The 25,714-nt window shown below is 62.0% G+C and carries 21 protein-coding genes and 1 tRNA gene; 11 read left to right on the top strand and 11 right to left on the bottom strand.

All coding sequences use genetic code 11. The annotated features are described in order from the left end of the window. The 5 genes from RG2_RS25295 to RG2_RS25275 all read right to left on the bottom strand — a co-directional run bounded on the left by RG2_RS25295 (window position 1) and on the right by RG2_RS25275 (window position 6,419). The gene (locus RG2_RS25295; protein WP_033235333.1) at window positions 1-1,467 is read right to left on the bottom strand and encodes a peptidoglycan D,D-transpeptidase FtsI family protein; all 1,467 of its coding nucleotides are present in this window, start codon (window positions 1,465-1,467) and stop codon (window positions 1-3) included. Continuing rightward, the gene (locus RG2_RS25290) at window positions 1,464-2,915 is read right to left on the bottom strand and encodes an FtsW/RodA/SpoVE family cell cycle protein (RefSeq protein WP_033235334.1); all 1,452 of its coding nucleotides are present in this window, start codon (window positions 2,913-2,915) and stop codon (window positions 1,464-1,466) included. The genes RG2_RS25295 and RG2_RS25290 overlap by 4 nt, the downstream gene beginning before the upstream one ends. Continuing rightward, window positions 2,915-4,357, bottom strand: a complete 1,443-nt coding sequence (locus tag RG2_RS25285) for a PP2C family protein-serine/threonine phosphatase (RefSeq protein WP_033235335.1) — start codon at window positions 4,355-4,357, stop codon at window positions 2,915-2,917. Before RG2_RS25285 ends, RG2_RS25290 begins: the two co-directional genes overlap by 1 nt. Continuing rightward, window positions 4,354-4,818: an FHA domain-containing protein FhaB/FipA gene (locus tag RG2_RS25280; protein WP_033235336.1), complete on the bottom strand. Its 465-nt coding sequence runs from the start codon at window positions 4,816-4,818 to the stop codon at window positions 4,354-4,356. Before RG2_RS25280 ends, RG2_RS25285 begins: the two co-directional genes overlap by 4 nt. Before the next feature lie 188 nt (window positions 4,819-5,006). After that, entirely contained in the window at window positions 5,007-6,419 is a 1,413-nt protein-coding gene (locus tag RG2_RS25275) for an FHA domain-containing protein (RefSeq protein WP_033235337.1), read from the bottom strand. Between the two features lie 254 nt (window positions 6,420-6,673). Between RG2_RS25275 and RG2_RS25270 the strand changes: the two genes are divergently transcribed. Beyond that, window positions 6,674-6,759 (top strand) — tRNA-Leu (locus tag RG2_RS25270). Between the two features lie 66 nt (window positions 6,760-6,825). On the opposite strand, the gene RG2_RS25265 is transcribed toward RG2_RS25270, so the two are convergent. Both RG2_RS25265 and RG2_RS32035 read right to left on the bottom strand, forming a co-directional pair. Then, window positions 6,826-7,533 carry a DNA alkylation repair protein gene (locus RG2_RS25265; protein ID WP_371851341.1) on the bottom strand — a complete coding sequence of 236 codons (708 nt, stop codon included), beginning with the start codon at window positions 7,531-7,533 and terminating at the stop codon, window positions 6,826-6,828. A 35-nt stretch (window positions 7,534-7,568) separates the two neighbouring features. Further along, window positions 7,569-8,120, bottom strand: coding sequence for a DUF6226 family protein (locus RG2_RS32035; RefSeq protein ID WP_033235339.1), 552 nt, complete (start codon window positions 8,118-8,120; stop codon window positions 7,569-7,571). A gap of 156 nt (window positions 8,121-8,276) precedes the next feature. Between RG2_RS32035 and RG2_RS25255 the strand changes: the two genes are divergently transcribed. Next, a complete protein-coding gene (locus tag RG2_RS25255) occupies window positions 8,277-9,143 on the top strand; it encodes a protein NO VEIN domain-containing protein (RefSeq protein WP_033235340.1) in 867 nt (288 codons plus the stop codon). 57 nt (window positions 9,144-9,200) lie between these two features. Here the strand turns inward: RG2_RS25255 and RG2_RS25250 are convergent, their stop codons facing one another. Continuing rightward, window positions 9,201-10,640, bottom strand: a complete 1,440-nt coding sequence (locus tag RG2_RS25250) for a phytoene desaturase family protein (protein ID WP_033235341.1) — start codon at window positions 10,638-10,640, stop codon at window positions 9,201-9,203. A gap of 485 nt (window positions 10,641-11,125) precedes the next feature. On the opposite strand from RG2_RS25250, the gene gltB reads away from it, so the two are divergent. Then, the gene (gene gltB / locus RG2_RS25245) at window positions 11,126-15,724 is read left to right on the top strand and encodes a glutamate synthase large subunit (RefSeq protein WP_033235342.1); all 4,599 of its coding nucleotides are present in this window, start codon (window positions 11,126-11,128) and stop codon (window positions 15,722-15,724) included. Beyond that, on the top strand, window positions 15,717-17,168 hold the full coding sequence (locus RG2_RS25240) for a glutamate synthase subunit beta (protein WP_033235343.1): 1,452 nt from the start codon (window positions 15,717-15,719) through the stop codon (window positions 17,166-17,168). Before gltB ends, RG2_RS25240 begins: the two co-directional genes overlap by 8 nt. A gap of 85 nt (window positions 17,169-17,253) precedes the next feature. Here RG2_RS25240 and RG2_RS25235 read toward each other — a convergent pair whose 3' ends face one another. Then, window positions 17,254-18,018 (bottom strand): helix-turn-helix transcriptional regulator, encoded by a 765-nt coding sequence (locus tag RG2_RS25235; protein ID WP_033235344.1) that lies wholly within the window; start codon window positions 18,016-18,018, stop codon window positions 17,254-17,256. 87 nt (window positions 18,019-18,105) lie between these two features. On the opposite strand from RG2_RS25235, the gene RG2_RS25230 reads away from it, so the two are divergent. The 4 genes from RG2_RS25230 to RG2_RS25220 all read left to right on the top strand — a co-directional run bounded on the left by RG2_RS25230 (window position 18,106) and on the right by RG2_RS25220 (window position 21,283). Continuing rightward, a complete protein-coding gene (locus RG2_RS25230; RefSeq protein WP_033235345.1) occupies window positions 18,106-19,272 on the top strand; it encodes an LLM class flavin-dependent oxidoreductase in 1,167 nt (388 codons plus the stop codon). After that, a complete protein-coding gene (locus RG2_RS32465; protein WP_230590228.1) occupies window positions 19,269-19,436 on the top strand; it encodes a hypothetical protein in 168 nt (55 codons plus the stop codon). Before RG2_RS25230 ends, RG2_RS32465 begins: the two co-directional genes overlap by 4 nt. Before the next feature lie 71 nt (window positions 19,437-19,507). Continuing rightward, the gene (locus RG2_RS25225) at window positions 19,508-20,320 is read left to right on the top strand and encodes a zinc-binding dehydrogenase (RefSeq protein WP_230590230.1); all 813 of its coding nucleotides are present in this window, start codon (window positions 19,508-19,510) and stop codon (window positions 20,318-20,320) included. Between the two features lie 66 nt (window positions 20,321-20,386). Next, window positions 20,387-21,283: a cutinase family protein gene (locus RG2_RS25220; RefSeq protein ID WP_033235346.1), complete on the top strand. Its 897-nt coding sequence runs from the start codon at window positions 20,387-20,389 to the stop codon at window positions 21,281-21,283. Here the strand turns inward: RG2_RS25220 and RG2_RS25215 are convergent, their stop codons facing one another. Continuing rightward, complete coding sequence (locus RG2_RS25215) at window positions 21,284-21,466, bottom strand: hypothetical protein (RefSeq protein WP_230590231.1); 183 nt, start codon at window positions 21,464-21,466, stop codon at window positions 21,284-21,286. An 83-nt stretch (window positions 21,467-21,549) separates the two neighbouring features. Between RG2_RS25215 and RG2_RS25210 the strand changes: the two genes are divergently transcribed. Together RG2_RS25210 and RG2_RS25205 are read left to right on the top strand one after the other, a co-directional pair. Beyond that, a complete protein-coding gene (locus RG2_RS25210) occupies window positions 21,550-22,071 on the top strand; it encodes a hypothetical protein (protein ID WP_230590233.1) in 522 nt (173 codons plus the stop codon). Window positions 22,072-22,178: 107 nt separating this feature from the next. Next, the gene (locus RG2_RS25205; protein WP_051730600.1) at window positions 22,179-22,883 is read left to right on the top strand and encodes a single stranded DNA-binding domain-containing protein; all 705 of its coding nucleotides are present in this window, start codon (window positions 22,179-22,181) and stop codon (window positions 22,881-22,883) included. A gap of 8 nt (window positions 22,884-22,891) precedes the next feature. On the opposite strand, the gene RG2_RS25200 is transcribed toward RG2_RS25205, so the two are convergent. Further along, window positions 22,892-23,797 carry an SDR family NAD(P)-dependent oxidoreductase gene (locus tag RG2_RS25200; protein WP_033235347.1) on the bottom strand — a complete coding sequence of 302 codons (906 nt, stop codon included), beginning with the start codon at window positions 23,795-23,797 and terminating at the stop codon, window positions 22,892-22,894. Between the two features lie 132 nt (window positions 23,798-23,929). Between RG2_RS25200 and RG2_RS25195 the strand changes: the two genes are divergently transcribed. Then, on the top strand, window positions 23,930-25,555 hold the full coding sequence (locus RG2_RS25195) for an ABC transporter substrate-binding protein (protein WP_033235348.1): 1,626 nt from the start codon (window positions 23,930-23,932) through the stop codon (window positions 25,553-25,555). The last annotated feature ends 159 nt before the right edge of the window (window positions 25,556-25,714 follow it).

Raw genomic sequence — 25,714 nt, 5'->3', positions numbered from 1 at the left:
TCAGCCCCCTTGTATTCCGGCTGCGATAACTGCTCGACCGATCGGTGCAGCCACCGAGCCACCGGTAGCGGCAAGTCCGCGGTCGCCACCGTTCTCGACGATGACGGCGACTGCAACCGTCGGATTCTGAGCCGGTGCAAACGCGATGTACCAGGCATGCGGCGGTGTTTCGCGCGGATTCACGCCATGCTCGGCGGTGCCTGTCTTGGATGCGATCTGGACGCCGGGGATCTTGCCCTCGCCGCCGGTGAAGTTCTCCGAACCGATCATCAGATCGGTCAGAGTTGCCGCCACCGTCGGTGAAATCGCCTGGCCCATCGATACCGGGGCCGGTGCACTGAGTTCGGTCAGGTCCGGTGCCTGCAGTTGGGAAATCAGATTTGGAGCCATCCGCACACCGCCGTTGGCGACGGTAGCGGCGATCACGGCATTCTCGAGCGGCGTCACAGCGACGTCGCGTTGACCGATACTGGTCTGTCCGAGGGCCGCGTCGTCGGGGATGTCGCCGACGGTGCTGTCTGCGACCGACAACGGGATGGCGGGAGTGTTGGGGCCGATGCCGAATGCCTTGGCTTCGTCCTTGATGGCGTCGGCGCCGTCCTTGATACCCAGCTCGACGAATGCGGTGTTGCAGGAACGCGCAAACGCGTCACGCAGCGACGCCGTCGGATTGGATCCGCAGGTGCTTCCGTTGTAGTTCTCGAGCGTGGTGCTGGTTCCGGGCAGCGTGATCTGCGGCGCCGCAGTCAACTGATCCTCCGGGGTAGCACCGTTCGTGAGCGCAGCCGAGGTGGTGATCACCTTGAACGTCGAGCCGGGCGGGTAGGTCTGGGAAATCGCCCGGTTCACCAACGGATCGGCTGGGTCAGCGTTCAGTTCGTCCCACGCTTTTGTCGTCTCGGCGCCGTCGTGGCCCGCAAGCAGGTTCGGGTCGTAGCTCGGTGTGCTCACCATGCTCAGGATTCGGCCGGTGCTCGGCTCGATCGCAACGACGGAACCGGTATAGCCCTTGCTGGTCAACTGGTCGTAGGCAACCTGCTGCATTGCCGGATTGAGAGTTGTCACGACGTTTCCGCCGCGCGGATCGCGACCGGACACCAGATCGAAGAATCGCTGGCTGAACAACCGGTTGTCCGAACCGTTGAGGATCGGATCTTCGGTGCGCTCGAGGCCGGTGCTGCCGTACTGCATCGAGTAGAAGCCGGTCACCGGCGCGTACGGGTACGGATTGGGGTATTCGCGCAGGTACTTGTACCGATCCTCGGTGATGCTGGACGAGGCCAGTACCTGACCGGCAGCGGAGATCTGACCGCGCTGGCGTGAGTACTCGTCGAGCAGCACCCGCGAGTTGCGGGGGTCGGCCCGCAGGTCATCGGCTTTGATGACCTGAACGTAAGTCGCGTTGGCGAGGAGTGCGACAACCATCAACATGACGGCCATCGCGACGCGGCGTAGGGGAATGTTCATACGCGCGGCATCATCTCGGTATTGGCGTCGGCGATAGGGGGCGGACCCTTCTTCTTGGCAACTACCGGCGCGCGGGCTGCGTCGGAGATTCGGATGAGGATGGCCATCAGGAGGTAGTTCGCGAGAAGCGACGAACCGCCGTACGACATGAATGGCGTCGTCAAACCTGTGAGCGGAATCAGCTTGGTGACGCCGCCGACGACGACAAAGATCTGGATCGCGATGGTGAACGACAAGCCGGCGGCAAGCAGCTTGCCGAAGCTGTCACGCACGGCCAGTGCCGTGCGCAGGCCACGAACGATCAGGATCAGGAACAACATCAAGACAGCAGCGAGGCCGATGAGCCCCAACTCTTCGCCGATGGTCGCGATGATGAAGTCGGTCTTGGCGAACGGCACCTGATTGGGCCGGCCACTGCCCAAGCCTGTACCGGCGATACCGCCCGTGGCCAGGCCGAACAGCGACTGTGAAATCTGATAACCGGTGTTGGCGTAGTCGCCGAGCGGGTCCAGCCAGGTGTCGACGCGCACGCGGACGTGGCCGAACATCTTGTAGGCGAAGAAGAATCCGATGGCGAGCAGTCCGCCACCGATCACGAGCCACCCCACGCGCTCGGTGGCGATGTACAGCATCACCAGCACCGTGCTGAACAACAGCAACGACGTACCGAGGTCGGTCTCGAACACGAGCACCCCGACGGACACGATCCAGGCGAGCAGGATCGGACCGAGATCGCGGGCACGCGGAAAGTCCATGCCGAGGAAGTGCTTGCCGGCCGTGGTGAACAGATCGCGCTTGGCAACCAGGACCGACGCAAAGAAGATGATCAGCAGGATCTTGGCGAACTCACCAGGCTGAATACTGAATCCGGGCAGGCGAATCCAGATCTTCGCGCCGTTCACACTCGAGAACTTCGCCGGCAGGATTGCCGGGATCGCCAAAAACACCAGTCCGGCCAGACCCAGCGTGTAGCTGAACCGGGCCATCAACCGGTAGTCCCTCAAGAACACCAGCAGCAGAACAAAACCCGCAATCGCCAAGGCCGTCCACATGACCTGCTGGTTAGCGTCCGGCGATGGTGCTTCGACGCCGTTGTACAGCGCAGTCTGTTGGTCGGCCAGGTCCAGACGGTGAATCAGGACCAGGCCGAGGCCGTTGAGCAATGCCACGATCGGCAACAGCAACGGATCCGCGTACGGCGCATATCGCCTGATCGCCAAGTGCGCAATCAGGAACAGACCCGTGTACGCCAGCGCGTACTTCGCCAGATCCAGAGTGATCTTCTGCTCCTGGCTTGCCTCCACCAGCAGCAGTGACACCGTGGTGATGATGACTGCAAACCCGAGCAGCATCAGTTCCATGTTGCGCCGAGTGGACTGGACCGGCGCCGGAGCAAAACCTCCGGGCGGGCTCGGAAAAGCCGTCCCAGCAGTGGCGTTGGACGACATCAGTTGACCGTCCTGCAAGTCTGACCGGGAATTCCGGTCGGTGTCGGTGTCGGAGTGGTGGTTGTTGCCACGGGAGGCACAGGCTCTACCGGTGGCGGCGGCGCTTCGGTAGTCGGAACCACCGCTGTTCCCACCGGCGGCGGCGTCGGAGTCGCCGAAGTCGTGGTGGACGGAATCGATTCACAACGAGGCAGAAGGTCGCCGCCGATGAGCCGGATCATCTGGCTCTGCGCGTCCGTACGATTGCCAGACGGCAGCCCGGCCCTGACCTGTTCCTGCGCCGACGGTTGCAGATCGGTCACCTCGAGGACGTTGCAATCGCTCGGGATCTCGTTCGGGGAGACAAGCGTCAGGACGTCGTCGTCGCCGACGCACCCGATCAGGTCAGCTTCCTGCAGCGAGTAACCGAGGACTGAACCGGGAATTCCGCGCAGCACCGTGACGCGGCCCTCGTCGGCTCCGACGTAGTAGTTGTTGCGGATAACGGTGCGTCCGATGACGGCGCCAACTCCGATCACCGCGAGCAGCACAACGGCGATAACCACCCACCACAACCGGTTCCGCTTCTTTTTCGGCTCGGGTTCAGGTTGGGAAACAACACGTTTGGGTGTCGCGCGCGGTGGACGCATAGCGGCAGCGCGTCCGGCAGCGGTATTGGGAGGAGGAGTGAACTCTTCTTCCTCGGTGGACGCGGCGCCCGCGACGATGGGACGTGACTGTCCGTAATCGAGGTCGATGACGTCGGCCACGACGACGGTGACGTTGTCCGGACCGCCGCTGCGCAGGGCCAACTCGATGAGTCGGTCCGCGCACTCTTCCTGCGAGCCCTCGCGCATCGTGTTCTCGATGGTTTCGTCGCTGACCACGTCGGACAATCCGTCGGAGCACAGGAGATAACGATCGCCGGCGCGGGCTTCGCGCATGGTGAGCGTCGGCTCGATCTCGTTGCCCGTCAGCGCGCGCATGATCAGCGACCGCTGCGGGTGAGTGTGTGCCTGTTCTGCTGTGATCCGGCCCTCGTCGACCAAGGACTGAACAAAAGTGTCGTCGCGGGTGATCTGCGTCAGATGGTTGTCGCGCAGCAGATACGCGCGCGAGTCACCGATATGCACCAGGCCGAGCTTGCTGCCCGAGAAGAGAATCGCGGTGAGCGTTGTCCCCATGCCGTCGAGTTCAGGTTCTTCCTCGACATGATCGGCAATGGAGTCGTTGCCCTCACGCGTTGCCACCTCTAGCTTGCCGAGCAGATCCTCGCCGGGCTCGTCGTCGTCGAGATGCGCAAGCGCCGCGATCATCAGCTGCGACGCAACTTCACCGGCCGCGTGGCCGCCCATACCGTCGGCCAGAGCCAGGAGGCGAGCACCCGCGTACACGGAATCTTCGTTGTTGGAGCGCACCAGACCACGGTCGCTGCGCGCCGCGTAGCGGAGAACAAGGGTCACGGGCGTAACTCGATTACCGTCTTGCCGACACGGACCGGGGTACCCAACGGGACCCGCACAGCCGTGGTGACCTTGGCGCGGTCCAGGTAAGTGCCGTTGGTGGAACCAAGATCTTCGACGTACCAGTCGGCCCCGCGTTGGGAGAGCCGCGCATGGCGCGTCGACGCGTAGTCATCGGTCAGGACCAGCGTGGAATCGTCGGCGCGACCGATCATGACGGGTTGCGAACCCAACGTGATGCGAGTGCCGGCGAGAGCGCCTTGTGTGACGACCAGATAGCGAGGCACCTTCGTTTTACCGAGGGAGGGGAGGACTTTCCCGGCGCGTGTGTACCGCTGAGGAACACGCACTCCGGAGCCGGCGTAGATATCCGACCGCAGCGTGCGCAGGACTGCCCAGACGAACAGCCACAAGAGGAGCAGAAAGCCTGCCCGTGTGAGTTGCAGAATCAGGCCCTGCACGGCTGTCCACCTCCTTCTATGGCTCGATCCCCGCCGCAGCAAGGGTTCGAGCGTTGTCGACTGGCAGCATCATATGGGGCACGGGGCCCCGAAAGATCACGATACTGACATGGAGTGCCGGAGGCGCGCCGACGGACCGCCCTATGTTCGATTGTTATCGGAATATTCGCCAGCAACCTTCGTCACACTCAGAGGATACGGACCAAGATCTCGGAGTGACCAGCGCGAATGATGTCGCCGTCGGCGAGTTGCCAGTCCTGAACCGGCGCCCCGTTAACTGTGGTGCCGTTCGTGGAACCGAGATCGGACAGCATTGCCGTCCGGCCGTCCCAGCGGATGTCGATGTGACGACGTGAAACACCGGTGTCGGGAAGACGGAACTGTGCTTCCTGGCCGCGGCCGATGATGTTGCTGCCATCGCGGAGCTGGAAGTGGCGTCCACTGCCGTCCTCGAGCTGGAGGGTTGCCGTCACAGCAGCCTGCGGGGCTGCGGGCGCGTAACCACCCTGGTTGTAACCCTGCTGGGCGTACGACTGTGTCTGGTCGTAGTTGCCGCCCTGATTGTTGTATGCCTGCTGGTCGTAGCTGCCCTGATCGTAAGACTGGGCGTCGTACGGCTGCTGCTGGTAACCCTGCTGGTCGTAGCTGCCCTGATCGTAAGACTGGGCGTCGTACGGCTGCTGCTGGTAACCCTGCTGGTCGTAACCACCCTGGTACGCCTGCTGGTTGTAACCGCCCTGGTCGTAGGACTGCTGATCGTAGGCAGGCTGCTGGTAGCCGCCCTGCTGAGCGTCGTACGGCTGCTGCTGGTAACCCTGCTGGTCGTAGCTGCCCTGGTACGCCTGCTGGTTGTTGTTGTACGGCTGCTGCTGGTAGCCCTGCTGGTTGTACCCGCCCTGGTCGTAGGGCGCCTGCTGCTGCGGCTGATCGTCACCGGTGCGGTAACCGTCGCCGCGGTCGTACCCGTTCTGCGGCGGCGCTTCCTGGCCCCGTGGTGCCGGGTAGTTGCCGTCGTCGTGTGAGTATCCGTTGCGCGCCGGCTGCTGATCGGGCTGGCGACCAGCCGGTTCGCGGCTGGACTCGTAGCCTGAGTTCTGCGTCATGGTGCCGGCTCCTGGTTGTGACGGGACTGGATTCGAAACAGGGGGAACAATAGGTGCAGGTGATTGTGGCGGTCGAGACGATACCTGCGGAACATTGGACCGGGGCGATGCCTGATCGGCATCGTCGTCCGGGTCGACAGTGCCGCGGGTGCGGAACTGACCGGTATGCAATGTAGGCGAGGGCTCGAAAGTCACCGAAATATCGCCATACGTCTGCCAGCCCTGATCTCGGATGAAATCCTGCAGATGCCGGCTGAAAGCCTTGATAGTGAGGTCGCGGTCGGCCGCCAACTCCTCGTGATCCGAATTGTTGATCGTGATCACATAGTGGTTGGGGGCAAGGAGAATTCCGCCGCCGAGGTGCTCGACGCGGTCGCGCGCTTCCTGTTGGAGCGCAGCCTCTACTTCTTGCGGTACGACGCCGCCGCCGAAGACACGTGCGAATGCGTCGCCGACAGCTCCTTGAAGCTTTCGCTCAAAACGCTGAACGATGCCCATCGGGGTCTCCTCTCGCTTCGCATTTCCCGGTGGAAAAATGCTCGGCAACTAGCGCCGGCATCGCCCACTCGCGTGTCGTTCGAACTGCTGTCAGGTTCCACGGTACTGTCAAACGGCTGTTCGGCAGTATCTGCCTCTGGTTCCTGCATGATATCGGTTCCTCCCACTGAAGTACCCTGTGTTCTTCGTTTCATGCCGTGACCAGTACGAATAGAAGTTTCAAATGTTGTCGTGATAATGTTTCGACGTTGCTCGGGCGAGTGGCGGAATGGCAGACGCGCTGGCTTCAGGTGCCAGTGTCCTTAGGGACGTGGGGGTTCAAGTCCCCCTTCGCCCACCACAGACGAGGCCACAAACTCTTTCGAGTTTGTGGCCTCGTTTTTTGTTGGTTGAGGTAGTCCGGAAATTACGCGTTGTTCTGTCGTCGGACCATCTCGTTGATCCAGATGGGTGCAAACGGAGATGTGCAGTTCGGGGGAGTCGGGTAATCCTCGAGTACCCGCAGCCGTTCGCCTATGTCGATTGCCCGGGCGCGGTACTCGGCGTGCTCGATCCCGATCTGAGCCAGGGTGTGGTTCATCGCCCACTGCAAGCGATCGGGAGCATCCTTCATCTCCGCCTCGATGACGTCGAGCAGACGCGCTAGGTCGAGGCCCTCGGGTTTCTTCGCCACGCGCTCGGTAGTCAGAGCCCAGCCGGCGCTCGCTACCACTGGATCCGGATCCTCTGACCAAGCCAGACGCAGTTCCTCGCAGTGCGGGTTCTTCTTCACTACGTAGTTCACGAGCCAGTCATGCACTTTGGGCGTGCGGGCCTCCCGCAACATGGCGTCCAACTCGTCGCGGTCGAACGCCTTCGGACGGCAGATCAGGATCGCCAGCAGGCGCGCTGCGGTGTCCTCCGTCTTCCAAAGCTGTTGTGCGAGTTTCTGCTGCGTCTTCAGTCGCTTCGCGATGGCGCGCAATTTGCTGAGGTTCACGCCGTGATCGTCGCCGTGCTTCTCGTTCACCGCGCGGGCTTTCGGATCCTCGAGTGCGGCCAGTTCGGCGATTACCTCGGCCACTGTTGTAGCGGCTACCCCTGTTGTATCGGCCACCCCTGTTGTATCGGCCACCTCAGCCTCCTGCCCTTTGCCTGTGAGATCTCAGTCTAGGAGGGCAGTGTCGTCGACCACGGTCTCCAGTGGCCATCCGTCGGCGGTTGCACCGGTCCGGCACGAAGCTCGGCGGCTTTCTCCCTGGACAGAGAGGACTTGCCGCTACGACCCCAGCCATTGCCTTCCCAGGAATGTTCGAGCACTGGCCGAAGATTGCCGGTGATGCGTTCGGAGAGTTGCCCAGCAGTCAGCGCTTCGGAGTATTCAGCCAACTCCCGCAAGGTGGATTCTGCGTCCTCACTGCACGCGTCGCATCCGCAGGAGGGGAGCGCGATGTGCTGCCACGCACCGACGTCGAGATACAGCCCGGGAAACGACGTGAAAGTGATCGTGAGCGGTGCTTGGTCCCGGCGAACGGGAGTTATCCGCACCGTCTCCAACATCGCGACGGTCTTCGACTTCGACGGCGCCGCTGGACCGCGGGAAATCGTCACGTCGAACCTGGATACCAGATCGCTGATCAACTCTTCGGCAGCCGGTATCAACGGAGCAAACCGTTCCGGGTTCGTGACGCGCCCGTATGCCTCTTCGGGTGGATCGTCCAACGTTGTATCCCTCCGCTTTGTCCGAAAAGACGTCCCCGCGGGGACGTTTCGATCAGAATCTACGCAATTCAGACGGATACTGCTTGTAGTCGAACCCGAAGTGCGACCGAACCCTACGATCTTGGTACGGACCAGTCTGCGCAGGAGGTATCGGCCATGCACGGTGCATTGATCGTTACATGGAATCCGGATCAATGGGATTGGGGTGCCGCCTATCTCGATGCCATCGACCAAACAGTCAAACGCGTAAAGGTCAAGGACAGCTGGTCTACCGGTGTGCGAAAGAGTGGGGTGAGCCCAGGTGACCGGGTCTTCCTGCTTCGTCAGGGAACTAAGGGACGAGGAATAGTTGCCAGCGGAAAAGTGACCAGCGAAATTTACGAGAGCAAGCATTGGGATGGTTCGGCGCGTCCGGCAAACTATGTCGACCTGCGGTGGGATGTAGTCCTCGCAGTCGAAGATCTGTTGCCGACTGAGGCCTTGGAAGAGGCTATGCCTGAGCAGCATTGGCGGCCTCAGGGCGGCGGCATCATGCTGGCGGCGAACGCAGCGTTGGATCTCGAAATGTTGTGGGTTGCACACCGGGACAGCCTTGATGTCGAGGCGGAAGGCCGCTTGGGTAGAGGGGCAGCTCAGGGGCGACTGCAGGACCCGGTGCTCCGGAAGAAGATCGAAGATGCTGCACAAGACCGCCTGATGGAGCATTATCGTTCGCGGGGCTGGAAGATAACGGATACCAGGCTTGGTAGTCCTTTCGATGCGACGGCCGAAAAGGGCGGAAAGCTGCTGTACTTGGAAGCCAAAGGCACACAGACTCTTGGCGCTGCCGTTCTGGTGACCCAGCGCGAAGTCGAACATGCGCTCGCCCACGCAGGTTCGACGATGATGGGTATTTGGTCGGGAATCAAATTCAACGATGACGACGAGGTTGATCAGAACTCAGGATATTTCCGCATAATCCCTTTCGATCCCGAATCGGGTGAGCTGACGCCTGTGACATTGAAGTGGTGTCCGGACGACTAGGTAATCACCGTCTTGTGGCGAGGCATTTGTCCGAATAAGCGTCCCCGCGGGGACGTTTCAGCTCCTGGTCTTCAGCGCCGACTGCGCCGCGTTGTAGCCGCACATCCCGTGGACGCCACCGCTCGGGGGAGTTGCGGACGAGCAGAGGAAGACACCAGGAACTCCGGTGGCATAAGGATCCAACCCGAACCTGGGGCGGGCGATGAGCTGCCTCGGTGTGTTTGCTCCGGCAGAAATGTCCCCGCCGACGTAATTGGGGTTGTAGGCCTCCATCTGCGGGACGTTGCGAACATGCACGCCGACGATCCGGTCCCGGAAACCGGGTGCGAAGCGTTCGATCTGCCGAGTGACGGACTCGGTGACATCACCCGAATATCGATGCGGGACATGTGCATACGACCAGAGTGGGTGGATGTCTCCCACTGATCGTGATGGGTCGGCCAGGAATTGCTGACCCACGAGAATGAATGGTGCGGAAGGCATTTCACCGCGGGCGGTCTGACGCTCGACGGCGGCGATTTCCGGCATCGACCCGGCGAGATGCAAGGCGCCGGCTTTTCGGGCGTGTGGATTCGTCCACGGTACGACGCTTCCGTCGGAGTCGCCGCGCACGGCGTAGTCGACTTTGTAGGCGGCGGGTCCGTAGCGGTACTTGCGGTAGGCCCGCGCAATTCGATCGGGCTGATGGCCGTCGAGGAGTCGAGCGGCGGCGTCGGGTGCGAGGTCGAGCATCACGATGTCGTAGCCGGCCAACGAGGAGAAGGCGGTGACCCGGTTTCCGGTTTCGACGGTGCCGCCGAGGCTGCGCAGAATGGAGGTCAGAGCAGCGGCAATAGAGCCGGAGCCGCCGCGGGCGACTGGCCAGCCGTGTGCATGGGCGCCTGCGGTGAGCATGAGTCCGCCCGCACTGGACAATGGGGTAGTCAGCGCACCGAACATGTGCGCGGCGCTGCCACCGAACAGCGCCCGGGCCTGTGGGGTCTTCCACATACGTGCGAAACCAGCTGCGGGGAGAATCGCGCCGGCGCCGAACCTGGCCAGTATCAGCGGGTGTTTCGGGATATGGACGATCGGTTGAAAGACGTCCTCGACCAACGCGTCGAAGTGCTCCGACAGATACCCGAATACCGAGCGCCACCGCTTACCGTCGACGCCCATCTCGTCGGCAGTTCGGTCGATATCGCGCCACAGAACCCCGGCGGTCCCGTCGTCGAGTGGATGGACCAGATCGATTTCGGGCCAGAGCCACTCCAATCCGTGATCGGCGAAACCGAATTCCCGGTCGAGCCCGCGGAAGAACGGTGATGCCAGCGCGGTGGGATGGAAGCCCGCGCAGTCGTCGTGGATGAGTCCGTCGACAATGTATTCACTGCTGCGGGTGCCGCCGCCGATCTTGTCGGCGCCTTCGATGACGTGGACCGCGATACCGTGTCGGGCGAGTTCGATTGCCGCTGCCAGTCCGTTGGGGCCGCTGCCCACGACCACCGCTGTTGTCATGCGGCTGAGCGTACGGAAATCGCAGGGAGCGTAGGGAAATCACACGAATGAGATTCCGTTAACAATTGATGCCGCAGCAGCTCTTGGTTGATCGATCAACTTTTGCTACAGTTTCAGACACACTGGCCGCAGCTGATCTTTATCGCTGCGGCCAGTTGTTGCATTTGTCGCACTTTTAGGCCGGTTGCCTGGGGATTCGGTATCCTGTGAAGCGGAACTTTTCTGCACGAACGCAGCCCTGAATCTTTCCGAGGCGCTCTCGGGCGTCCTGCATCGCCGCAGTTCAGAGCAAATATAGGGCTACCTTAGTTGCGCGCATGCTGGGGTTCTGAATTATCGTTTTCGTTACACGGTTGACTCGCAGAAGTTTCAACCGACTGTGCCGGACACATCGTCGTGCCGGTGCTTACGAACTTGCATTGCAAGTTGATGACCATCAGCGTTGCTGGTCGTCGGTGCATATTTATGGCATACGAAGGCTGGGTATGAAGCAACTTCCAGGCCCCCAGGGCCTCTATCACCCGTCCAATGAGCACGACTCCTGTGGAGTCGCATTTGTTGTCGACATGAAGGGTCGCCGCAGTCGCGACATCGTCGAAAAGGCGATTACCGCTCTGGTGAACCTCGAGCACCGCGGCGCTGCCGGATCCGAACCCAACACGGGTGACGGCGCAGGCATCCTGCTGCAGGTTCCCGACAAGTTCTTCCGAGCTGTCGTGGACTTCTCGCTGCCCGCCGAAGGCGCGTACGCAACGGGTATCGCATTCCTGCCCCAGGGCGACGCCGAAGCTCACGAGGCTGCTGCCGCGGTCGAGAAGATCGTTGTCGAAGAGGGCCTGACGGTTCTCGGTTGGCGTGAGGTCGGAACCGACGACTCGTCGCTCGGCGCATTGGCGCGCGACGCGATGCCGACGTTCCGTCAGATCTTTATCGGTTCCGAGGGTGACAAGTTCACCGGCATGGACCTGGAGCGTCGTGCTTACGTCGTGCGTAAGCGCACCGAGCACGAGCTCGGCAGCGCGGGCGCAGGCAAGGGCGGCCCGGGTAGCGAGACGGTGTACTTCCCCAGCCTCTCCGGCCAGACCTTCGTATACAAGGGCATGCTCACCACCCCGCAGCTCAAGGGTTTCTACCTGGACCTGCAGGACGATCGTGTCGAGAGCGCGCTGGGCCTCGTCCACTCGCGCTTCTCCACCAACACGTTCCCGTCGTGGCCGCTGGCGCACCCGTTCCGTCGGGTCGCTCACAACGGTGAGATCAACACGGTTACCGGCAACGAGAACTGGATGCGCGCTCGCGAGTCCCTCATCGACAGCGACGTCTTCGGTGGCCGCGAGAACCTCGAGAAGATCTTCCCGATCTGCACCCAGGGCGCATCCGACACCGCTCGTTTCGACGAGGTGCTCGAGATGCTGCACCTCGCCGGCCGCAGCCTGCCGCACGCAGTTCTCATGATGATCCCGGAAGCCTGGGAGAAGCACGAGAGCATGGACCCCGCTCGTCGGGCGTTCTACGAGTACCACTCGGCTCTCATGGAGCCTTGGGACGGACCGGCGTCGGTGTGCTTCACCGACGGCACCGTCATCGGCGCCGTGCTGGACCGCAACGGTCTGCGTCCGTCGCGTCTGTGGATCACCGAGGACGGTCTTGTTGTCATGGCGTCGGAGGTCGGCGTTCTGCCGATCGATCCGTCCACCGTCGTCAAGAAGGTCCGCCTGCAGCCCGGCCGCATGTTCCTTGTCGACACGGCTCAGGGCCGGATCATCAGCGACGACGAACTGAAGTCGGAACTCGCTGCCGAGCATCCGTACCAGGAGTGGATCGACGAAGGTCTGATCCACATGGACGATCTGCCGGATCGCCCGTACACGTACATGTCACACGAGCGTGTTGTTCTCCGTCAGCAGCTCTTCGGTTTCACGAGCGAAGAGGTCAACCTGCTCGTCAAGCCGATGGCCCTCTCCGGTGCCGAGGCTCTGGGCTCGATGGGCACCGACACTCCGATCGCCGTGCTCTCCGCACGCCCGCGGATGCTGTTCGACTACTTCTCGCAGCTGTTCGCTCAGGTCACCAACCCGCCACTCGACGCTATTCGTGAAGAGGTTGTCACCAGCCTCGGTGCCACACTCGGCCCCGAAGGCGACCTGCTGCACCCGAGCGCTGATTCCTGCAAGCAGATCGCGCTCCCGCAGCCGATCCTGCATAACGACGATCTGTCGAAGCTTGTTCACGTCAACGACGACGGCGAATTCCCCGGCTTCCGCAGTGTTGTCATCCGTGGCCTGTACCCCGTCAAGGAAGGCGGCGACGGTATCCGTCGTGCGCTCGACGGCATCAAGTACCAGGTTTCGCAGGCAATCGCGGGTGGCGCACGCCTCGTCGTGCTCTCGGATCGCGAGTCCACCGAGGATTACGCACCGATCCCGTCGCTGCTCCTGACCTCGGCTGTGCACCACCACCTGGTTCGTGAGAAGTCGCGCACCAAGGTCGGTCTCATCGTCGAGGCCGGCGACGCCCGCGAGGTGCACCACATGGCGCTCCTCATCGGCTTCGGTGCTGCCGCGGTCAACCCGTACATGGCTTTCGAGACCATCGACGAGTTCCTGCAGAACAAGGAACTCGAGGGTCTGACCCTCGAGAAGGGCATCGCCAACTACATCAAGGCAGCCGGCAAGGGTGTCCTGAAGGTGATGTCCAAGATGGGCATCTCGACGCTCGCGTCGTACACCGGTGCTCAGCTGTTCCAGGTCATCGGCCTGTCGCAGGAGCTGACGGACGAGTACTTCACCGGACTGCAGTCGCAGCTCGGCGGTATCGGCCTCGATCAGATCGCAGCCGATGTAGCTGCACGTCACCGCGTCGCGTACCTCGATCGTCCGGAAGAGCGCGCTCACCGCGAGCTCGAGGTCGGCGGCGAGTACCAGTGGCGTCGTGAGGGCGAGTACCACCTGTTCAACCCGGACACGGTTTTCAAGCTCCAGCATGCAACTCGCACCGGTCAGTACGAGGTGTTCAAGGAGTACACGACCATGGTCAACGACCAGTCGGAGCGCCTTGCGGCTCTGCGTGGTCTGTTCGACTTCAACATCGGCAAGCGGCCGTCGATCTCGATCGACGAGGTCGAGCCGGCCAGCGAGATCGTCAAGCGTTTCTCGACGGGTGCGATGAGCTACGGTTCCATCTCCGCCGAGGCTCACGAGACCCTCGCCATCGCGATGAACCGTCTGGGCGCTCGCTCCAATTCCGGTGAGGGCGGCGAACATCCGTCACGCTTCACGCCGGACGAGAACGGTGATTCGCGTCGCAGTGCGATCAAGCAGGTCGCGTCGGGACGCTTCGGTGTCACGTCGCACTACCTGACCAACTGCACCGACATCCAGATCAAGATGGCACAGGGAGCCAAGCCCGGTGAGGGCGGCCAGCTTCCGGCTCACAAGGTGTACCCGTGGGTGGCCGAGGTTCGGCACTCCACGCCTGGCGTCGGACTCATCTCGCCGCCGCCGCACCACGACATCTACTCGATCGAGGATCTCGCTCAGCTGATCCACGACCTGAAGAACGCCAACCCGCAGGCCCGCATCCACGTGAAGCTGGTCTCCGAGGTCGGCGTCGGAACCGTCGCGGCCGGTGTCTCCAAGGCACATGCCGACGTCGTTCTGATCTCCGGTCACGACGGTGGCACCGGTGCCACCCCGCTGACCTCCGTCAAGCACGCCGGCGCACCGTGGGAGCTCGGCCTCGCCGAGACCCAGCAGACGTTGCTGCTCAACGGTCTTCGTGACCGCATCGTCGTGCAGGTCGACGGCCAGCTCAAGACGGGTCGCGACGTTGTTGTTGCTGCTCTGCTCGGTGGCGAGGAGTTCGGTTTCGCCACCGCACCGCTGGTGGTCTCGGGCTGCATCATGATGCGCGTCTGCCATCTCGACACCTGCCCCGTTGGTGTTGCGACGCAGAACCCGGTGCTGCGCAAGCGTTTCAGTGGCAAGCCGGAATTTGTCGAGAACTTCTTCATGTTCATCGCCGAAGAGGTTCGCGAGCTTCTCGCGGAACTCGGTTTCCGCACGCTGCTCGAAGCAGTCGGCCAGGTCGACATGCTGGACACCACACGCGCTCTCGATCACTGGAAGGGAAGCAAGGCAGGCAATCTCGATCTGTCGCCGATCCTCACCCAGGTCGAGTCCGCGTTCATGGATCAGGATGTCCACTGCACCGGAACGCAGGATCACGGCCTTGACAAGGCGCTCGATCAGCAGCTGATCGTCTCGGCTCGCAATGCACTCGACAAGGGTGAGCCGGTCGTATTCGAGTCCGCGATCACCAACGTCAACCGCACGGTCGGCACCATGCTCGGCCACGAGGTCACCAAGGCGTTCGGTGGAGAGGGCTTGCCCGACAACACCATCGACATCACGTTCACCGGTTCCGCCGGTAACAGCTTCGGTGCATTCGTGCCCCGCGGTATGACCTTGCGCCTGAACGGCGACGCCAACGACTTCGTCGGCAAGGGCCTCTCGGGTGGACGCATCGTCGTACGCCCGCCGCTCAACGCAGCGGAAGGCTTTGTCGCCGAGGACAACATCATCGGTGGCAACGTGATCCTGTTCGGCGCCACCAGCGGTGAGGCGCTACTGCGTGGGATCGTCGGCGAACGCTTCGCAGTCCGTAACTCCGGCGCCACTGCCGTCGTCGAGGGTGTGGGCGATCATGGTTGCGAGTACATGACCGGCGGCAAGGTGGTCATTCTCGGTAAGACCGGACGTAACTTCGGTGCCGGCATGTCCGGTGGCGTCGCCTTCGTCTTCAATCCGGACCGTGATTTCGAAGCCAACGTCAACAGCGAACTGGTGGATATCGAGGACCTCGAGGGCGACGAGTACGTCTGGCTCAAGAGTGTCATCGAAAGGCACCGCGACGAAACAGGTTCCGAGGTTGCTGCGCGGATCCTCGCGGACTGGTCCCAGCAGGTGACCCACTTCGCCAAGGTGATGCCGCGTGACTACAAGAAGGTACTGATGGCAATCAAGGACGCCGAAATCCGCGGCGCAAACGTCGACGAGGCAATCATGGAGGCAGCTCGTGGGTGATCCAAGCGGTTTCCTGAAGCACGGTTCGCGCGAATTGCCGGTCCGTCGTCCCGTTCCACTGCGCTTGCTCGACTGGAAAGAGGTGTACGAGGAGTTCCCGAAGGAAACCCTCAAGACCCAGGCCAGCCGTTGCATGGACTGTGGAATTCCTTTCTGCCACAACGGTTGCCCTCTCGGAAACTTGATTCCCGAGTGGAACGACCTGGTGTACAAGGACCACTGGCACGACGCTATCGAGCGTCTGCATGCGACCAACAACTTCCCGGAGTTCACCGGTCGCCTGTGCCCCGCGCCGTGTGAGGCGTCCTGTGTCCTGGGCATCAACCAGGATCCGGTCACCATCAAGCAGGTCGAGGTCGAGATCATCGACAAGGCCTTCGACGAGGGATGGGTCAAGCCGGTTCGCGCCGCTCGTTCCACCAACAAGCGCGTCGCAGTTGTCGGCAGCGGTCCGGCCGGTCTGGCTGCAGCGCAGCAGCTGACCCGCGCCGGTCACGCAGTGACGGTCTTCGAGCGGGCTGACCGCATCGGTGGCCTGCTGCGCTACGGCATCCCCGAGTTCAAGATGGAGAAGCGCCACATCGACCGCCGTCTCGAGCAGATGGAAGCCGAAGGCACCGTCTTCAAGGCCAACGTCAATGTGGGCGTGGACATCACGGCTGACGAGCTGCGCGAGCAGTTCGACGCAGTGGTTCTGGCCGGCGGCGCTACCGCAGCTCGCGACCTGCCGATCCCCGGCCGCGAACTCGACGGCATCCACCAGGCTATGGAGTACCTCCCGATCGCCAACCGCGTTCAGCTCGGTGATCTCGATGCTCCGACCATCGATGCCAAGGACAAGAAGGTTGTCATCATCGGTGGCGGCGACACCGGCGCCGACTGCCTCGGTACCTCGCACCGTCAGGGCGCTGCAAGCGTCCATCAGTTCGAGATCATGCCGCGCCCGCCGGAGACTCGCGCCGAGCAGACTCCGTGGCCGACATACCCGTTGATGTACCGCGTGGCTTCGGCTCACGAGGAGGGCGGCGAGCGCCTGTTCTCCGTCAACACCGAGAAGTTTGTCGGTGAAGACGGCAAGGTCACCGCCCTCAAGGCTCACGAGGTCGAGATGAAGTCGGGTCGCTTCGAGAAGGTCGAGGGCTCGGACTTCGAGCTCGAAGCCGACCTCGTGTTCCTGGCGATGGGCTTCGTTGGACCCGAAAAGCCGGGTCTGCTCACCGATCTCGGTGTCGACCTGAACGAGCGCGGCAACGTCGCCCGCACGTCCAAGTGGAACACCAACGTCGACGGTGTCTTCGTGGCCGGAGACATGGGCCGCGGTCAGTCCCTGATCGTCTGGGCCATCGCCGAGGGACGTTCCGCAGCAGCTGCTGTGGACACCTACCTCGAAGGTGAGACGGCGCTTCCGGCTCCGATCCTCCCGACGGCGGCTCCGCAGCGCTAGTCGCACGAGACGTACAAAGCCGCACCCCACCAGAAACGGTGGGGTGCGGTTTTTCGTGAAGCCGGTTTATTCGAGTGGCGACTGATCAGAAAGATTGGCGTCGAACATCGATCGCCAGCTCGGTGCGGGACGCGCATCCGGTCGCAGTAAGGATTCGGCTGACGTACTTCTTGACGGTGTCCTGGGTGAGATTCAGTTGCCCGGCGATCGAGGCATTACTGCGGCCGTCGGCGACCAGTGTCGCTACCTCTCGTTGGCGTGCCGTGAGCTTTGCAAACAGGTCGAGTCCTGGCAGGGTCTGGAGGCCGCGAGTGAGTATCGAGAGCTGCCGGGCCAAGAGTCGAAGAGCCAGAAGATCTTTCGGCCTTATCGCATCTTTGTCGGGATCGAACAGCCCGATCAGTGCATGCCCGCCCGCCGCGAGATCGAGGTGCATCGCAGTGATCGAATGCATCTGGTGCGGATGAAGATATTCGTGAACGTAAACCGCCGCAGGCTTGGGTAGCCCGCCCAACTCGGAAAGTGACGCGACTCTTGTCGATTGGAGCTGCTGCCGTGCTTGCGGGAGATTGAATACGTCGTGGCGTGCCCAATGTTCTTGGTAATTCGCCTTGATCGTCTCCCAGCTGCCGGAGCCGGAGCCGGCAGCTGTGACCGTGGCGTTCCGGTCGGTGAACTGGCTCTCGAAGGTGTCGCCTACGAAACAGGATGCGTGCCGGATGGGGAATGCTGCGGGTATCGCCTCGACTATGACGTCCCGGAACTCCGTCACCGTTCGCACCGAATCGCAGCGATCGAGGACTGCGAAAACCCGCTCGTATTCGACGGCGGTCAACGCGATGTCACTCACTGATGTCCCCCAAAGTGCACTGGTGCTGAGCTAGAACTAATTCTAGCGTCGTATCGACTGGTTCAATCGATATTGAGGAGTATTTCCATGGGCAGGCTACGTTTCGGTGCTTTCGTTGCACCGCATCATGCGGTTGGACAGAACCCGACGCTCGCGTTGCAACGTGACCTGGAGCTGGTGGAGCACCTCGATCGTCTCGATTTCGACGAGGTGTGGATCGGTGAGCACCACAGCGCGGGCAGTGAGATCATCGGCAGCCCCGAGATCTTCATCGCCGCAGCGGCAGAACGCACCAAACGGATCAAGCTCGGCACCGGTGTGACGTCGCTCAGTTACCACAACCCACTTTGGGTCGCGGACCGGTTGGTGCTTCTCGATCACCTCACTCGTGGCCGCGTAATGCTCGGTGTCGGTCCAGGTTCACTGCCGACCGACTCGTCGATGATCGGACTCGATCCCACGGAGTGCCGCGAACTGCTCGAGGACAACCTCGACATCGTGGTACGACTGTTGAACGGTGAGCGCGTCACCGCTAAGACCAAGACGCATAATCTGGTCGACGCGCAACTGCAGCTTCGTCCGTACTCGCACCCGATGTTCGACATCGTGGTCGCCGGCGTGGCCTCGCCCACCGGACCCCGGTTGGCCGGTAAGCACGGTCTGGGGTTGCTCTCGATCGGTGCGACCCTCACGCCGGAAGGCTTCGACGCGCTCGGTCATCACTTCGGGATCATGGAGGAACGTGCCACCGAGTTCGGTACCGTCGTCGATCGTGACCAGTGGCGACTGGTGTGCCCCATGCACATTGCGGAGACGGAAGAGCAAGCGCAGGAAGATGTGCGGTTCGGGCTCGGGGAGTGGATCGACTACTTCGGCAAGGTCGCGGCGTTCCCGCACTTCGGCTCCGGCGGCGCCGACATGGAACAGATGATCGCGTACATGAACCACTCCGGCATGGGCGTTATCGGAACTCCGGCTCAGGCGCGGGAACTGGTCGGCAAACTCGTCGAGCAGTCAGGTGGGTTCGGATCGATGCTGATCATGGGTACCGACTGGGCGAACCCCGCCGCAACTCGGCGCTCGTTCGAGTTGATCGCGCAGCAAGTGGCGCCGCACTTCCAGGGACAGTCGCAGCCCACATTCGACGCGGCGACCAGGGCGGGCAAGGTACGCGAAAGTCACAACGAGGCACAACATGCCGCGATTGCGCACATGACAAAGAAGTACGAAGACGAATTGGCGGCAAAGGCATGAGGGCGGCTGTCCTGTATGGCGTCGACGACCTTCGCGTCGAGGATGTTCCGGAACCGGAACTTCGCGAGGGCTACGTGATGGTCGAGGTGGCGTTCAACGGCATCTGCGGCAGCGACCTCGGCTTGATTCACGCCTACGGAATTTCGATCAGCCGCATCCCCTGACCGGTGCGTGTGGACCGCAGGTCCTCGGTCACGAATTCTCCGGAATCGTCTGTGAGATCGGTGCCGGTGTCGTGGACGTGGCAGTCGGAGACCGAGTAGTGGTGGCGCCCAACTATTGCTGTGGTGAATGCGCGCGATGCCGTAGCGGTCTCGAGCATCTGTGCGTGATGGCGGCCTTCCATGGGATCAACGCGCATGGCGGCGGGTTGTCCGAGCGCACTGCAGTCCCGGCAAGTGCCGTGCACGTCCTCCCGGACTCGGTGACGCTCAGGCAGGGCGCGGTGATCGAACCGCTATCCGTCGCACTGCATGCGGTAAAGCTCTCCGGCGCGGCGGCGGGTCAGTTTGCCCTCGTCCTGGGAGCAGGGCCCATCGGTATCGCGACTGCCCTCAACCTCCGGGCCGGTGGAGTGGACCGGATTCTGCTGAGTGAGCCGTCGCCGGTACGCCAAGCCGTGGCCACGAAGATGGGGTTCGACGTGATCGATCCCGGCATCGATGATCTGGCTGCGGCCGTCGCCCAGCGAACGGACGGGAACGGCGCCGACGCGGTGTTCGAATGTGCCGGTGTCGCAGCGACAGTCGAGAGTGCACTGGCATCGGTGCGAGCGCGCGGCGCAGTCGTCCTGGTAGCGACGTACAAGGAACCGCTCCAGTTCAACCCGTATGCGCTGATGTTGACCGAGGCACGAGTGATGTCGTCTCTCTCGTGTTCGCGTAAGGAATTCGAGAGCGTCATCGACCGGATGGCGTCGGGCGCTTATCCACTCGACCACTGGGTGGAATGTGTCCCCCTTGCGGACATCGTGGTCGAAGGAGTTGAGGCGGCGTCCGCTGGTCGCCGGATGAAAGTACTGGTTGAGGTCGCCACAGGAGGGCTCTGACCAAGTATGCTGCTCAAATATCTGCGGTGACTACAGGGGTCTGCCCGATCGGATGCGGGGTGTTTGATGGGTGCAAAGCGCTTTGTTGCGATGTTGTCGGTTGTTGCGGCCGCTGGTGTAGTGCAGGCCGTCGGCGCACCGACGGCGTCCGCAGCGCCCTGCCCCGAACTGTATGTCGTAGCGATTCCGGGAACGTGGGAGCCCTCAGGCGCTTCGCCCGGTGCAGGCATGCTCGCGCCGGTTACCAGTGGCCTCCCGTCGTCGGTGCGAACCGACTACGTCACGTACTCGGCCACCGCTTTCCCATGGGAATCGAATGTCTACGCCAGGTCGAAAAGGCAGGCGGTCGACAATGCGCGCGGCATGATCGGGGCGATGGCGGCGTCGTGCGGCGACACTCGATTCGCGATAGTCGGGTACAGCCAGGGCGCCGACGCGGCCGGCGACCTCGCAGCCGAAATCGGGACAGGCATCGGCGTCGTTCCGCCCAATCGTGTTGCGGGAGTCGGTCTGCTGTCCGATCCGCGTCGCGCCGAGTCCGATGTGTTGATCGGTCCGTGGGTTGGCGGTAATGGCGCCAGTGGTGCTCGCATCGGCGGATTCGGTTGGCTGTCAGCCGATACCGTCACTCTGTGTGCTGCGGGCGATCTGTACTGCTCGACGCCCGAAGACGATTTTGTGATGCGTCTGGCCGGCTTCATGGCGCAAGTTTCCGATCCCACTCCGGCAACGGCTCTCTCGTTGCGCGACGAGGCGGCTGTGATCGTGCGTGACTTGATCACTGCGGGTGGGCTTCCCGCTCTCATGGCGCAACTTGATCCCGGCGCCAACGATCGGCGTGTCGATCAGTTGGTCGATTTCTACGGGTCACAGGTTCATACCGACTACACCCGTTACGTAGTCGACGGTTCGGGCACCACCGCTACATCGTGGCTGCACAACTGGCTGGCCGGTAAAGCCTGATCAGCAATACGTGTTTTCTGCTGTCTCCACATAGATTTCGGCGATTCGCTGTGACGGCATCGGAGTGATCTGGGCATACACGTCGCCAACTGCCTTGAACTCTGCGAGCACCTCGGATCGCGGCATGCCCTGGGCGATGGCGTTGCAGGTTCCGTCGGCATAGAGGATCTCGGCGGAATCCATGCCGCTCGGGGGGATTCCCGCCAATCGCAGTGCCGCGAGGTAATGCTGACCTCGTTCACCGGCCCCGGCAACAATTTCGTCCGATGACCGTGCCGGGTGGAGTACTCGGTATCGATCTTCCGTTCAACAATCTATTCGGTTTGGCGGGCGTCACGGCTGAAGTGCAGGCGGTGGGCGTGCCCGTCTTCAACGATCTGATCACCAACATGGATATCAGCCTCCCGGTTCGGATGAAGATCAACAACGCTTTCCTCGGCAACAACTGCTACCTGGGATCCGAAACGGCGCCGGTGAACTTCCACCTCACACCTACGGCCGACTCCAGTCCGGCTTTCGAAGTAGCGCCGTCGGGCTCGTTGAAGGTCAGCCCGGTCAAGAGTGCGACAACCGATTTCGCTATTCCGTCTGCCAGCGGTTGTGGCCCGTTCGGAGTGTTGAATCCGATCGTCAATTGGCGCGCCAAGGCGCCGGCAACTTCGGGTACGTCGCTCAATACGGTGTCCACGGCATACCTGTTCCCGGGCGGTATCGACGGATCCGATCCGCTCGACGACCTCGGTGGTGGAACAGGCTCACTCGGGTCGAGCGGTAGCTCGGGTTCCTGACCGTTCTTGCCGCGCTTCGGCTTCGGTTGCCTCATATTTGCCCGTAGCTCAGTATTGTCAGCGGAAGTCATTGTCTGCTGTTCACTACATACGGGGGAGATTCATCGATGAATCATGTTCGAGTTCTGACTTGGGCGGCTGCAGGTGCTGTGGGAGTAGCAATATTCACTGGCGCACCTGCAGTTGCCGAACCTTTGCCTCCCGTGCCATCGGTGGTAGCGGTCAATTCGATCGAGCTCGCTCGCTCGCTGCCAATCGGCGCCGAGGTTACGGTGTCGGGAATTGCGACTACGTCGTCCGGGGATTTCGAATCCAGCTTCTATGACAAGGGATTTGGTCTCCAGAGCGGCAATTCGGGCATTTATGTCAGTGATCCTGACAACTCGGTTGTAACTGTTGGCGACCAGGTCGAGGTCAGTGGTGTTCTCGCAGATCAGGAGGGCCTGCTTGTCATTCGTCCGAGCGCGGTCACGCGTCTTGGTTCCGCCCCGGCGGTACGGCCGGAGCGGTTGCCGCTCAGTGCAATCGGCGAGAGCAGTGAGGGACGGCTTGTCACGGTGTCCGGCATCGTCAGCGCGCCGGTCATCGACGATCTGCCGTACGGACACAAGATCTTGGTGTCGGGAGCGGGAGGAAACACTGTCATCTTCGTGAACACGCAGGCGGGTCTCGACCCGGCGTCCATTCTGGTTGGCCGACCGATCACCGTGACCGGCTTCAGTGGGCAGTACGCGGACACGTATGAAGTGCTTCCCCGATCGAAAGACGACGTCCGACAAGGATTTACGGGAAGTCTTTCTTTTGGAAGCTAACAGCCGCCTCATAAAGCATTGATGCGGGCTCCGACGCGCATGGAACTCGGGTAGAACCGGCTGAGCCGGTACCCGAGTTTCGCTTCGGGGGTGACGGGCACAATTGCCTTGTTGGTTCGCACTGCCTTGACGATGGCGCTTGCGACCCGGTCGGGCGTGAAGTTTCGTCGACGGTAGAAGTTGTCCGCCTTCGTTTGGTTTCGAAGTTGTTCCGCTGCAGTGGTTCCGGCAAACTCGGTGGTCTTGACGATGTTGGTGTCGACAATCCCCGGGCAGATGGTGCTGACGCCGATTCCGTGCGGAAGTAGTTCTGCGCGCAGGCAATCGGAAAGCATGAACACTGCGGCTTTGCTGGTCGAGTAAGCGGTCAACGCTTTTTGGGGTGTGTAGGCGGCGGCGGACGAGAGGTTGACGATGTGTCCGCCGGAGCCGCGCTTGATCATCATCGGTGAGAAGGCGCGGCAGCCGTACACAACTCCCCAGAAGTTGATGTTCATGACTCGCTCGAACTGGGCCACAGTGGTGTCTGCGAAGGTTCCCGAAAAACCGATACCGGCATTGTTGACCACGATGTCGGGAACTCCGTGGTGTGCGGCTACGGTTTCCGCGAATCGAGTCATCGCTAGCTCGTCGGAAACGTCCACGTGATACGCGTGTGCGCCTCCACCGAAGACGGCTTCGGCTCCGCCGGCACTTGCGGGTGAGTTGACGAGTGCGGCTGTGTCCTGGGCGCTTTCGAGGTTGACGTCGCACACAACGACGATTGCGCCCTCGGCGGCAAAAGCGAGCGCGGTCTCGCGGCCGATGCCACTGCCGGCTCCGGTGACAACCACGAGAGTTCCGGTGAGGTCGCGTAGGCGTCGCTGCAGCTTTGCTCCGCGTCGCCAACTCCCGATGTCTTTGAGTAGTCCCATGCGGTTCAGTCTCATGTGTTTCCCCCGTCGTTTTGCGCAGCTTAGGCTATTTTGCGAAACACTGTGTCTCAGGTCACAAACTGTGAGAACTTCGCTTCACACCGCAGTTGTACGACCGACCTGGAGGTTTCGATGAGCCGCAATTCCCGATCAGGTAGTCGCCGCGCGGCAGCTGCCGCACTGGCGATCACCGCAAGTTTGTTCCTTGCATCATGTGCTGGAAATGACGACAACGAGGGCGGGGGCGGAGGCGAGTCGGCTGATTCCGGGTCGTCGTTGAAGATCGGAATGGTCAACGAGCAGGCCGATCCCGGATCGCCCACCAAGGGCGGTACTCTCACGTTCAGCGGCTACTCGCCGGTGACGACGCTCGATCCGGCCAAGGCTCAAGTGAGCGGCTCCACCGGTGGCAGCGAGCTCAGTGCAATCTACGACGTGCTGATGCGATACGACCCCATCGAGCAGACGTTTGAACCGCAGCTGGCGGAGTCGCTCGAGCCCAATGCAGAAAGCACAACGTGGACGTTGAAGCTGCGCGACGGTGTGACGTTCAGCGACGGAACACCTTTCGATGCGCAGGCCGTCACGGCGAGTATCAACCGGTACATGACCAACAAGGGACCGCAGTCGGGGTTGTGGATTGCCAAGGTCGCCTCGATGGACACGCCGGATGCAACGACGGTCGTCTTCAACCTGGTTGATCCCTGGACGGGAATCGAGCCGATGCTCTCCACCGGCCCCGGAATGATCGTCGCTCCGGCTGCGCAGCAGGGTGATCAGTTCACGCCGATCGGCGCCGGTGCGTTCACGCTCGAGAAGTTTGCTCCCAACGAGGAAATGCTGCTCGCTGCTCGTCCCGATTACTACGGCGGCGCGCCGAATGTCGACAAGCTCAAGATGGTCAGCATTCTCGGTGCACAGCCCACCTCCGAGGCGTTGAAGTCCGGTGGGATCGACGCCGCGTACATACGAACGTTGGGGCCGATCCTCGATCTGGTGGAGTCCGACTACCCGGGATTCATCGACATTCCCTCGCTCGGCTACATCGCAAACGTCAACATGGCCGCTGGTCGACCCGGAGCGGATCTGCGTGTGCGCCAAGCGATGGCATACGCCGTCGATCCGGCCACCCTTGATGTCCGGGCCAATGACGGCAAGGGCCTTCCGGGTCAGGTGATCTTCCAGGACACGTCTCGCTGGCACAACGATGTCGCTCCGATCGGTGTGGATCCGGCCAAGGCCAAGGAACTGCTCGATCAGGCGAAGGCGGACGGTTACGACGGCAAGATCAGCTATCTCACCATGCAGGAGCCGTCGGCGCAGGCCACGGCACTCGCTGTGCAGGCCATGCTCAACGCCGTCGGGTTCGACGTCCAGATCGAGAACGTCAACAACGTCGGTGACCTGGTCAAGCGGATGTACGCCGATCGCGACTACGACATGGCGACCGCTGCTCTCAACCTCACCGAGGCGGACCCCTCCGAACGTCTCTACACGGGTCTCAAGACCGGTGGGCGTAACAACACCACGGGTTACTCGGACGCCGAAATGGATCAGTTGCTCGACGAGTTGGGTGTTGCAATCAGCGACGACGACAAGAAGGCCGTCCTCGTGAAGATTCAGGAACGCGCCAACGAAACCCTGCCGTGGCAGGTGTGGGGCACCGGACCGGCTTTGGACGTGTGGAACCAGAATGTGCACGGACTTCAGCCGAGTATCGACGGGATTCTGCTCTTCGACGAGGTGTGGAAGAAGTAGGGGCTACGCTCCCGTGCGCCTTTCTGGTAGCCCCCACTGCCAGAAAGGCGCACAGGCCATTGGCCTCGTACTTTCCACTGAGTGGGACTGAGAATTAATACTTGTGCCTTAGGTCACAAACTGTGACAGCTTCGCATCACATCACAGTTGAAGGTCCGA

This window comes from Rhodococcus globerulus NBRC 14531 (assembly GCF_001894805.1).
In the GTDB taxonomy this organism is placed as follows: domain Bacteria; phylum Actinomycetota; class Actinomycetes; order Mycobacteriales; family Mycobacteriaceae; genus Rhodococcus_F; species Rhodococcus_F globerula.
The sequence above is the reverse complement of the archived record's forward strand: the minus strand, read 5'-3'. Positions and strand labels throughout refer to the sequence as shown.

Coding starts and splice junctions, on each gene's coding strand:
- gltB (WP_033235342.1), top strand. CDS start 11,126: ATGAAGCAACTTCCAGGCCCCCAGGGCCTCTATCACCCGTCCAATGAG.
- RG2_RS25255 (WP_033235340.1), top strand. CDS start 8,277: ATGCACGGTGCATTGATCGTTACATGGAATCCGGATCAATGGGATTGG.
- RG2_RS25230 (WP_033235345.1), top strand. CDS start 18,106: ATGGGCAGGCTACGTTTCGGTGCTTTCGTTGCACCGCATCATGCGGTT.
- RG2_RS25205 (WP_051730600.1), top strand. CDS start 22,179: ATGAATCATGTTCGAGTTCTGACTTGGGCGGCTGCAGGTGCTGTGGGA.
- RG2_RS25220 (WP_033235346.1), top strand. CDS start 20,387: ATGGGTGCAAAGCGCTTTGTTGCGATGTTGTCGGTTGTTGCGGCCGCT.
- RG2_RS25250 (WP_033235341.1), bottom strand. CDS start 10,640: ATGACAACAGCGGTGGTCGTGGGCAGCGGCCCCAACGGACTGGCAGCG.
- RG2_RS25195 (WP_033235348.1), top strand. CDS start 23,930: ATGAGCCGCAATTCCCGATCAGGTAGTCGCCGCGCGGCAGCTGCCGCA.
- RG2_RS25215 (WP_230590231.1), bottom strand. CDS start 21,466: ATGGATTCCGCCGAGATCCTCTATGCCGACGGAACCTGCAACGCCATC.
- RG2_RS25295 (WP_033235333.1), bottom strand. CDS start 1,467: ATGAACATTCCCCTACGCCGCGTCGCGATGGCCGTCATGTTGATGGTT.
- RG2_RS25290 (WP_033235334.1), bottom strand. CDS start 2,915: ATGTCGTCCAACGCCACTGCTGGGACGGCTTTTCCGAGCCCGCCCGGA.
- RG2_RS25210 (WP_230590233.1), top strand. CDS start 21,550: ATGACCGTGCCGGGTGGAGTACTCGGTATCGATCTTCCGTTCAACAAT.
- RG2_RS25200 (WP_033235347.1), bottom strand. CDS start 23,797: ATGGGACTACTCAAAGACATCGGGAGTTGGCGACGCGGAGCAAAGCTG.
- RG2_RS25275 (WP_033235337.1), bottom strand. CDS start 6,419: ATGGGCATCGTTCAGCGTTTTGAGCGAAAGCTTCAAGGAGCTGTCGGC.
- RG2_RS32465 (WP_230590228.1), top strand. CDS start 19,269: ATGAGGGCGGCTGTCCTGTATGGCGTCGACGACCTTCGCGTCGAGGAT.